11 protein-coding genes are annotated in these 9554 nt (G+C 35.9%); 8 read left to right on the top strand and 3 right to left on the bottom strand.

All coding sequences use genetic code 11. The features are described from left to right. Nucleotides 1-514 precede the first annotated feature (514 nt). The 7 genes from J7J10_04575 to J7J10_04545 all read left to right on the top strand — a co-directional run bounded on the left by J7J10_04575 (nt 515) and on the right by J7J10_04545 (nt 5939). Nucleotides 515-739, top strand: coding sequence for a hypothetical protein (locus J7J10_04575; GenBank protein MCD6130205.1), 225 nt, complete (start codon nt 515-517; stop codon nt 737-739). Continuing rightward, nucleotides 739-870, top strand: coding sequence for a type II toxin-antitoxin system RelE/ParE family toxin (locus tag J7J10_04570; GenBank protein ID MCD6130204.1), 132 nt, complete (start codon nt 739-741; stop codon nt 868-870). The genes J7J10_04575 and J7J10_04570 overlap by 1 nt, the downstream gene beginning before the upstream one ends. Nucleotides 871-948: 78 nt before the next feature. Beyond that, nucleotides 949-1788 carry an acetylglutamate kinase gene (gene argB, locus J7J10_04565; protein MCD6130203.1) on the top strand — a complete coding sequence of 280 codons (840 nt, stop codon included), beginning with the start codon at nt 949-951 and terminating at the stop codon, nt 1786-1788. Beyond that, a complete protein-coding gene (gene galT, locus J7J10_04560; GenBank protein ID MCD6130202.1) occupies nt 1776-2777 on the top strand; it encodes a galactose-1-phosphate uridylyltransferase in 1002 nt (333 codons plus the stop codon). The genes argB and galT overlap by 13 nt, the downstream gene beginning before the upstream one ends. A gap of 8 nt (nt 2778-2785) precedes the next feature. Then, the gene (gene glgA / locus J7J10_04555) at nt 2786-4234 is read left to right on the top strand and encodes a glycogen synthase GlgA (GenBank protein MCD6130201.1); all 1449 of its coding nucleotides are present in this window, start codon (nt 2786-2788) and stop codon (nt 4232-4234) included. Next, nucleotides 4231-5583 carry a GHKL domain-containing protein gene (locus tag J7J10_04550; protein MCD6130200.1) on the top strand — a complete coding sequence of 451 codons (1353 nt, stop codon included), beginning with the start codon at nt 4231-4233 and terminating at the stop codon, nt 5581-5583. The genes glgA and J7J10_04550 overlap by 4 nt, the downstream gene beginning before the upstream one ends. Continuing rightward, nucleotides 5583-5939: a response regulator gene (locus J7J10_04545; protein ID MCD6130199.1), complete on the top strand. Its 357-nt coding sequence runs from the start codon at nt 5583-5585 to the stop codon at nt 5937-5939. The genes J7J10_04550 and J7J10_04545 overlap by 1 nt, the downstream gene beginning before the upstream one ends. Here J7J10_04545 and mtnA read toward each other — a convergent pair. From mtnA to J7J10_04530, 3 genes are read right to left on the bottom strand one after another with little or no spacing between them, the layout of a single operon-like run. Then, a complete protein-coding gene (mtnA, locus tag J7J10_04540; GenBank protein ID MCD6130198.1) occupies nt 5932-6948 on the bottom strand; it encodes an S-methyl-5-thioribose-1-phosphate isomerase in 1017 nt (338 codons plus the stop codon). The two genes, J7J10_04545 and mtnA, sit on opposite strands and share 8 nt — an antisense overlap. After that, complete coding sequence (locus J7J10_04535) at nt 6935-7870, bottom strand: NAD-dependent epimerase/dehydratase family protein (protein MCD6130197.1); 936 nt, start codon at nt 7868-7870, stop codon at nt 6935-6937. Before J7J10_04535 ends, mtnA begins: the two co-directional genes overlap by 14 nt. Further along, nucleotides 7858-8328: an ATPase gene (locus J7J10_04530; GenBank protein ID MCD6130196.1), complete on the bottom strand. Its 471-nt coding sequence runs from the start codon at nt 8326-8328 to the stop codon at nt 7858-7860. Before J7J10_04530 ends, J7J10_04535 begins: the two co-directional genes overlap by 13 nt. Before the next feature lie 61 nt (nt 8329-8389). Between J7J10_04530 and J7J10_04525 the strand changes: the two genes are divergently transcribed. Then, entirely contained in the window at nt 8390-9142 is a 753-nt protein-coding gene (locus J7J10_04525; protein ID MCD6130195.1) for a tetratricopeptide repeat protein, read from the top strand. Nucleotides 9143-9554 lie beyond the last annotated feature (412 nt).

Genomic DNA, 9554 nt, shown 5'->3' with positions numbered 1-9554 from the left:
TTCTTAACACTTTTTATAAACTATTTTCTATACGCCTTTTTATCTAATGCGGGAGGTGAGAATACAACATTTTCTCTCTTTTTTTCTGTCGCATTATGAAAATTTATGTTAAGAAAATACGAAATATTATGCGTTTGGAAAAAACCATCAACCATGTTTTCCTGTCGTAAAAACCTCCAGTTTTTACGACCAAATCTGCGATTTGTGTCATAAAATTCTAAGGGAATTTTTACGACCAAATCTGCGATTTGTGTCATTCCCGCGCACGCGGGAATCCATACCCCAGATTCCGTGTCAAGTAATGTCACCCCGCACACCGATGCGGGGACGGAATGACAGGGAAAGAGTGTCATTCCCTCTGTCATTCCCGCGAATGCGGGAATCCATACTCCAGATTCCGTGTCAAGCACGGAATGACAGGAGGAAAGAATAAACGCAATAGCTCAAATCTTTGACTTTTTAATTTTCTTTCCATACTATAATCCTGTATTCAATAAGAATACAGGAGGAATTTATGTTGACAGTAAGGATACCTGAAGAATTAGAGAGAAAAATAAAAATTAAAGCTAAAATTAACAATAGAACAGTGTCGGAACAGCTAAGAACCTATCTGCAAAATGCCATAGAAATGGAAGGAAACCCTGATTTGCCTTTGTTTTTTATTAAAGATACTTTAGAAGCTAAAAAAGAAATAGAAAATGGTCTATACGAAGAATATAAATTTGGTACGCTGGATTAGTGCGTGTAATAGCATCTAACAAATTTATTAAGTTCAAAAAGAAAATCATAAAAAAGCTACAAATTGAACTGGACAATCGGATAAAAGAAATCATTAAAAATCCCGAAAGAGGCGAGATTAAAAAAAATTGAATCCACTGACTCCACAAACGACTTCGTCGTTTGGCTTGACTTTCAATATATCAAAGTTTACTTTGTAAAAGTTGGGAAATGAGTAAAAAAAGAGTTGAGATTCTTATAGAAGCGCTGCCCTATATAAGGAAGTTTTGCGAGAAAGTATTTATAGTTAAGTATGGGGGTAGTGCCCAGAAAGAAATAAAGAGTTTTTGTGAAGATATTGTTCTACTGAAATATGTAGGAATAAACCCTGTAATAGTACATGGTGGCGGACAGGAAATAAGTAAAACATTGGATAAATTAGATATAGAAACAACTTTCTATCGGGGGTTAAGAATAACTAATGAAAAAACAATGGAAATAGTAACTATGGTTTTAGCAGGGAAAATTAATAAACAAATTGTAATGTCTATAAATAATACAGGTGGAAGAGCAATTGGTATGAGTGGAATAGACGGTAATTTGATAAAAGCAAAGAAAAAAATTACAGATGATGTAAATTTAGGATATGTAGGAGAGATCATGAATATAAACCCCTTACCTCTAACAACTCTCTCCAAAGCCGGATATATTCCTGTAATTTCCCCTATTGGCTTTGGCGAAGATGGTAAAAATTACAATATCAATGCAGACACGGTGGCAAGCGAAATAGCCATAAGCTTAAAAGCAGAAAAGCTTATTTATCTTACAGATACGGATGGAATAATGGATGAAAATGAAAATAGGGTTTCTTCTCTCACCGTAGAAAAAGCAAAATTTTTCATAGAAAAAAACATAGTGCAGGGGGGAATGATCCCTAAATTGGAGGGTGCTATTAGTGTAGTTAAAGCGGGCGTAAAAAAATGTCACATCATTAACGGCAAAAGAAAACATACCCTCTTAGAAGAGATACTTACCAAAAGTGGTGTAGGAACGGAAATATGTCTGAGTTAAGAAAGGATCCTTTATGCGAAAGATGGGTAATCATCTCTACTGAAAGAGGTAGAAGACCAATGGATTTTAAGGTAGAAAAGGCGGAGCGAAAAAAAGGTTTTTGTCCTTTCGATCCAGGAAATGAAAACTATGTCCCACCAGAAATATATGCAGTAAGAAAGCCGGGAAGTGCCCCGAATGACTCTAATTGGGAACTAAGGGTAGTGCCAAACAAATTTCCTGCATTAGGCATTGAAGGAGGTCTTGATAAGCGTGGTATAGGCATGTATGATATGATGAATGGTATAGGAGCACATGAAGTGATAATTGAAACACCCAACCATGACGAGACGATAGAGAACATGCCTTTTTATAGGGTGAAAAATATTGTTACTGCATACAAGGAGCGCATTGCCGACCTGCACAAAGACAAACGAATGAAATATGTTTTAGTATTCAAGAATTTTGGTGTTTTAGCCGGTGCCTCATTAGAACATTCCCATTCTCAACTTATTTCCCTTCCTATTTTACCTAAAAGAGTAAGCGAAAATATAAAGGGAGCAGAAATATACTATGATTACAGGGGTAGATGTGCAATATGCGACATGCTGCAGCAAGAGCTTTATTCGCAAGAAAGAATTGTTGAGGAAAATGATAGTTTTGTGTCTCTATGTCCTTTCGCCTCTCGTTTCCCATTTGAAATGCAAATAATACCCAGGGAACACCAAACCCATTATGAACAACAGGATGAGAAAACATACAATGATTTCGCGAGCATATTAAAGTCTGCGATAAAAAAATTGGCCAAAGCTTTAGACAATCCTCCCTATAACTTTGTTCTCCAGAATGCCCCCTTTACAGAAAAGTGTGATGATTACTACCATTGGTTTTTAGAAATTATGCCCCGACTGACACGAATAGCAGGCTTTGAATGGGGAAGTGGGTTTTATATTAACCCCACACCACCGGAGGAAGCAACAAAATTCCTGAAAAACCTTACTATTGATTAGGAGGATTTATGAAACTTTTGTTGGTCTCATCAGAAATTTTCCCTTTTTCTAAAACAGGCGGGTTGGCTGATGTAGCAGGAGCATTACCCAAGGCTCTACAAAAAAGTGGCGTAGAGGTGAAACTAATCTCGCCAAAATATAGATGCGTAACGGAAAAAGATTTCTCTTTAAAATTGGTAACCCGGGACCTGAAGGTGCCTGTAAAAGACATGATAGAAAGCTCTGCCCTATGGAAAACAGACTACAACGGGGTTGAAACCTACTTTGTAGAAAAAGATGCATATTATGATAGGGAAGGACTATATGGAACGAAAGAAAAGGATTATGAAGACAATGCAGAAAGATTTGCATTTTTTTGTAGAGCGGTTATTGAATCCTGCAAGCAAATAGGATATAAACCAGACATCATCCACTGCAATGACTGGCAATCAGGACTCATACCCGCATACTTAAAAACCCTATATAAAGATGATCCATTTTTTCACCATACGAAAACTATCTTTACCATCCATAACATCGGCTACCAGGGCTTATTCGATCCTATCTCTCTGCCAATGACAGGCTTGCCTCAAAGTGTTTACAATATGGAAGAATTGGAATTTTATGGGAAAATAAGTTACTTAAAAGCAGGTATTGTCTTTTCGGACATTATAAATACCGTAAGCAAAACTTATGCAGAAGAGATACAAACCAAAGATTATGGAGCAGGATTAGATGGTATTTTGAGAAAGAGAGGTAAAGACCTGTATGGCATAATGAATGGTATTGATTATGAGAAATGGAACCCCAAAAAAGACCCCTTAATTTATGCAAATTATACACACAGAAAAATATCTGCACGAAAGACAAATAAAAAAAATCTGCAAAAAGAGATGAAGCTAACATATAGAGATTATCCATTGATAGGAATAATCAGCAGGCTTGCCAAACAAAAGGGGATAGATATTGTTATTCCCGCTATGCAAACACTGCTAAAAAAATACAGAGTGGAATTCATCATCTTAGGCAAAGGAGACAAACAATATGAAGATGCATTGCAAAGTATCTCTAAAAATTATAAAAATAAAGTATCTGTAAATATAGGATTTGATGAGGCATTGGCCCACAAAATATACGCATCATGCGACTTTTTCCTGGTGCCTTCTCTATATGAACCCTGTGGATTAGGCCCTCTTATTGCCTACAGATATGGCGCTATTCCTATAGTAAGAGCAACAGGTGGACTAAAAGACAGTGTAAAGAATTATAATCTTAAAAAGAAAGAAGGCACTGGTTTCTCATTCAGAGCATATACTAAAGATGCCCTTTGTAATACTATGGAAAAGGCACTATACTTGTATAGTAACGACGAAAAAACATTGAATAAAATGGTAAAACAGGATATGAAAATGGATTGGTCATGGGAAGAACAGGCTAAGAAATATATTAGGTTATACAAAAAAGTAATAAAAAGATGAGAGAAACAGATTACTTTAAGCTTTTATACGAAGCAGGCATAGCAATAAGCTCTACTGATAATATAGAACAATTGTTTCATATTATTCTCACTTCCGTGACATTGGGTGATGGCCTGGGATTTAACAGGGCAGCTCTTTTTCTGATAGATAAAAAAGAAGGTATAGTAAAAGGTATCTTGGGTATCGGCCCAGATTCTGCAAAAGAAGCCGCTTGTATATGGGATGGATTGAAAAATTTAAACTTAAAAGGGAAAATGAGCGAATGGCTTTTGAATGAAATAGATATAGAAGCACAAAGCCAAAGCAATTTTTGCAAAGAGATACAAAACATCCAATATCATATAGAAGAAAGTCCCTTTATTCAAAAGTTTTTGCAAACAAAACAAGCGATATTGTTAAAAGCCAAACAGGCAAAAGATATAGACAAACAAATAACAGATAAAATAACCTTAGAAGAGTTTGCGATTTCTCCTCTTATCTCCAGAGGCAATCTCATTGGATTTATACTTGCAGATAATTATTTTAACAAAAAACCTATCACCGAAAATGATCTAAATATAATTTTGCTCTTTTCCAATCGTGCGGCGATAGCCATAGACAATCTATTAAATATTGAAGAATACAAACAATTAAACAGAATGCTTATATCCGCCCAAACTCAGCTTCTCCAGACTGAATCTCTCAAAAAATTAGGAGAGGTAACAGCATCAGTAACTCACGAAATCAAAAATGTCTTGCTGGGCATTTCCGGATTCTTCAATCGATTAAAAAAATATATCCCTGAAGACGAGGGAAAAGCAACGAGATATGTAGAAATAATTGAAAAGGAACTGCAGCGATTAGACAGATTGGTGATAGATATAAACAGATTTTCTAAAACCTCAGTAAAAAGTCCGCAAACCTACTTTGACATAAATCAAACCATAGAAAATGCGATAAAATTGGTCCAGGAACAAACAACAAACAAAGATATTAAATTTCAATGCTTGCTGGATAAAAACACAAAACAGTGTTACGGCAATGCCGACCGCATAGAGCAAGTGTTATTGAATCTACTAAATAATGCTGCTGATGCGCTAAAATCAAAAAGAACAGGAAAAATAAAAATAAAAACAGACACAGATGGTAAATATATATCCGTAAGTGTTCAAGACAACGCAGGAGGTATTGATTTAGACACAATGTCGCACATCTTTAAACCCTTTTATACTACAAAATCTAATGGGACAGGGCTGGGTCTTTCTATCGTAAAACAAATCATTCAGGAACAAAATGGGAAAATAGAAATAGACAACAACATAGGAAAAGGCGTTACATTTACCATCAAATTATTGAAGGAGAAACCATAATGAAAAAGAAAGTTTTAGCAGTAGATGATGAAGAAAGTATCTGCCTCCTTTATGAGGAAGAATTTAAAGATGAAGGATATGATGTAATTACGGCAAAAACTGGAAAAGAAGCAATCGAGCTCTTTGAAAAAGAAAAGCCAGACATAGTAATCCTGGACATAAACATGCCAGAGATGACTGGTATCGAAATTCTAAGAATACTCAAGGAAAAATCTTCCAACACCCCGGTTGTTATGTCCACTGCTTATGCCCACTACAAACAGGACTTCACCGTATGGGCAGCAGACGCTTACATTATTAAATCGCCGGATCTTACGGAATTAAAGCAAAAAGTGAAAGAACTTTTGTCTACTTAAAATTATAAGGATAATGAAAGATACCTTCTTCCGTGATAATAGCGGAGATAAATTCTGCATTCGTAACATCAAAAGAAAAATTAAGCGTTTTTGAACCCTCTGGTGCAATAACAAAATCTTTAATCTGTGTTATCTCGTTGTCATCTCTTATTTCTATGGGAATATCTTTTCCAGATTCTATATTCTTGTCTATAGTTTCAAAAGGAGCAACTACAAAAAAAGGCACATCAAATCTCTTTGCCACTGTAGATAGAGAAGCGGTGCCAATTTTATTTGCCACATCACCATTTTTTGCAATTCTATCCGCTCCTACAATTACACAATCTACCAAGCCTCTATCCATCAATATGCAGCATGCGCTATCTACAACAATCCTGTAAGGAATACTTAGTTTTTTTAATTCCCAGGCTGTTAATCTGGACCCTTGCAGAAAAGGACGCGTTTCGTCCACTATTACCATAATCTCCCCGTTTTCTTCCCATAATTTTCTAATTACTCCTAATGCCGTTCCATATCCACCTGTAGCCAGCATACCCGTATTACAATGGGTAAGAATACGCTTTTTATCCTTTAAATAATTTGCTCCTGCCCCAGCCATCTCTTCTTCTGTCTCTTTTTCCTTCTCCCACAAAGATATTGCTTTTGCCCTCAGCTTATTCTTTAATTTATATTCTGGTAAAATGTTAAATTCATCAATACATTTTCCCATCTCATTCATTGCCTTAAATAAACTTACAGCCGTGGGTCGGGTCTGAGAAATCCTACTTTTTGCTTCATGAAACTTAGAGAATATCTCTTGTTTTGTTTTCGCATCCTTTATGGATAGATAAATACCAAAAGCGGCAGCAATACCTATTAAAGGAGCACCGCGCAGCACCATATTATCTATGGCATAGACTATATCTTTGTAGGTTTTCGCTTCAAAATACTCCTCTTCTAAAGGCAGCCTTCTCTGGTCTAATATATATAAAACATCATTAATGAATCTTATTGCCTCATAACCAGTCATTTTCTATATACCATTGGGCTGTTTTCTTGAAACCCTTTTCAATTGTATAGGAAGGAATAAAGCCTGTTTTTAAGAAAAGGCGGGATGAATTACATATCCATTTTTTCTGCATAAACTCTCTCATTTTATCTATGGTAAGAATCGGTTCATATTTAAAAATTTTGGAAAAAACTCTGGAGGAATAAGCGAAAACATAAGGTGAAAATTCGGGAAATCTTATTACTTTTCCCTTTATATTCACGCTATCAAATAGAGCACGAGCGGCATATTCCCATGTATATATGTGATTATCCGAAAGCTGAAAAACCTCCGTCTCAGGGTTATCTCTATCTATAAGCAGGTTTATCGTTCTTGCCACATCCTTTACATAGATGAGACTGATATATCTCTCTTTTCTTAAAATAGGGATCATGCCCCTTTTCGCCATTTTAAAATAATAATACATCCCCTCATCGTAAGGACCATAGACAACCGCAGGTCTAAGAATGCTTATTTGCAATCCATCTTTATACTGTAAGAGTTTCTTTTCAGCCAGAAGCTTTGACTTTCCATAATGAGAAATAGGATTTTGCACAGAAAGACTGCTCACATATATAATCTTTTTAACACCACATAACGATGAAGCCCGAGCTACATTCTCTGCGCCCGTAACATTGGATGAATAAAATTCGCTATTCCTATTCGTTTTTATAAGACCTGCTATGTGAACAACGATATCTACACCTTTGAAAGTAGAAGATACTGTTTCTCTATCTCTCAAATCTGCTATACGCAATTCAATGTTTTTCCCCCATATTTTCTCTGCTTTTTGTTTATTTCTAATCAAAGCTATGCATTCCCTGCCTTCTCTTCTCAATTCATCTATAACATTTCTACCCACAAAACCGGTGGCACCCGTTACGAGTATTTTTACCTTTTCCACCACACTCTCACCGCTTTTACGCCCACTTTATACTTTATCTCCAACTCTCCCTTGTATGCTCTTGCCAGTGCCTTGCCTATGCGAGTAGCCAGATGTTCAAATGTAGTATGAATAACCATCTTCCCTTTTTCAATATCTTCTTCTATCTTTCCTATCCTTCTCAAGGGACTCACTCTTTGCATTTTTTCTTCCTCATTTCTTATAAGATTTTTTATCTCCTCATTCTTTGTTTTTACCAAATCACTATTTATGCGCAACACTCCAGCAAAATATTTATCCCTTATACATTTGCAGGCGGGACACAACTCAGTATTCACCTCTCCCTCTGGTTTTTCTTCCAATCTTTTCCACCTTCCGCCTGTAAATACCAATCCACATTTAGGGCAAACCGTAGGCTCCTTGTACTTTTTACTTTTCAAATATAATCTTCCTCTCATTGGATACAAATTAGTTTTCATTTTTCTCTCCTAAAAGATTGATTATTGAAAATATATATTAAGCGTTGTATAATTTCAATGGATGTCAAAATTTAAGTATGTTTTCCTACTATTGTTTCTTATATTTCTTTCTTCATGTGCAACAACTAACCCTGCACAAAACAAAAAAGAATCACTCATCTATTACGAAATGGGAAGAAATATCATTTATCATAAAGACATAAAAGCCTTGCCTCAAGCCTTTGTCTATCTTGAACATGCAAAAAAGCTGGACCCTTCCAACCCACGAATATATTACATGACAGGCATGGCTTACAGATTAAGGGGAGAAAAAGAAAAGGCAAAGAATTATTTTTTACAGGCAATAGAAAAGGATAAAGAATTTGGAGACGCTTATAATGCTTTGGGAATAGCTTATGCAGAGAATAATGAATTTGAAAAGGCAATTCAATGTTTTACAAGGCTCATAAATAACCCCACTTATTCTCATCCAGATTTGGCTTATTATAATAGAGCCAGTGTCTATATGAAATTGAAAAATTGGAAAAAAGCAGAAGAAGACTTTGAGGATGCCATTGCTTTTTCAAATGGAGAAAACAAGGATTATCTGTGGAGTTTATCTTCTCTATATATAGCTAAAAAAGATTACTGGAAAGCTCTTATTATGATGAACAAAATAGTAGAGAAATTCGGCATAACCGATGACATAAAATACTACAAAGGGTATTGTTATCTGAAGCTATCCCTACAGAAAAAGGCAAAAAACATACTCTCTTCAATAGATAAAAAAAGCCCCTTCTATAAACGAGCATGTGAACTTCTCAAAAATAAATAACCCCGCCATTTGCCGTGGGGTATCAATAGATGTCATTCCGTGCTTGACACGGAATCTGGAGTCTGGATTCCCGCCCCCGATCAGGTCGAGGGCATGCTTTCGCGGGAATGACACTCTCCTCCTGTCATTCCGTGCTTGACACGGAATCTGGAGTATGGATTCCCGCGTGCGCGGGAATGACACAAACCGCAGGTTTGGTCGTAAAAACTGGAGGTTTTTATGACAGAAAAACATGGTTGATGGTTGATAGTTGATAGTTTTTTCTAAACGCATAATATTTCGTATTTTCTTAACATAAATTTTCATATGGCGGTTTCAAAGAACAAGAATAATTCTTATCTAATCTTTTCTTTATTTCCTGTCTTTGTTTACCGCATTAGATAAAAAGGCGTATAGAAAATAGTTTATAAAA

It is taken from the genome of Deltaproteobacteria bacterium (assembly GCA_021159305.1).
In the GTDB taxonomy this organism is placed as follows: Bacteria; Campylobacterota_A; Desulfurellia; order JAGGSF01; family JAGGSF01; genus JAGGSF01.
The sequence above is the reverse complement of the archived record's forward strand: the minus strand, read 5'-3'. Positions and strand labels throughout refer to the sequence as shown.

What these genes read in the sequence shown, in the direction of transcription:
- J7J10_04575 (MCD6130205.1), top strand. Translation starts at nt 515, where the DNA reads ATGTTGACAGTAAGGATACCTGAAGAATTAGAGAGAAAAATAAAAATT.
- J7J10_04550 (MCD6130200.1), top strand. Translation starts at nt 4,231, where the DNA reads ATGAGAGAAACAGATTACTTTAAGCTTTTATACGAAGCAGGCATAGCA.
- J7J10_04525 (MCD6130195.1), top strand. Translation starts at nt 8,390, where the DNA reads ATGTCAAAATTTAAGTATGTTTTCCTACTATTGTTTCTTATATTTCTT.
- argB (MCD6130203.1), top strand. Translation starts at nt 949, where the DNA reads ATGAGTAAAAAAAGAGTTGAGATTCTTATAGAAGCGCTGCCCTATATA.
- glgA (MCD6130201.1), top strand. Translation starts at nt 2,786, where the DNA reads ATGAAACTTTTGTTGGTCTCATCAGAAATTTTCCCTTTTTCTAAAACA.
- J7J10_04545 (MCD6130199.1), top strand. Translation starts at nt 5,583, where the DNA reads ATGAAAAAGAAAGTTTTAGCAGTAGATGATGAAGAAAGTATCTGCCTC.
- galT (MCD6130202.1), top strand. Translation starts at nt 1,776, where the DNA reads ATGTCTGAGTTAAGAAAGGATCCTTTATGCGAAAGATGGGTAATCATC.
- mtnA (MCD6130198.1), bottom strand. Translation starts at nt 6,948, where the DNA reads ATGACTGGTTATGAGGCAATAAGATTCATTAATGATGTTTTATATATA.
- J7J10_04530 (MCD6130196.1), bottom strand. Translation starts at nt 8,328, where the DNA reads ATGAAAACTAATTTGTATCCAATGAGAGGAAGATTATATTTGAAAAGT.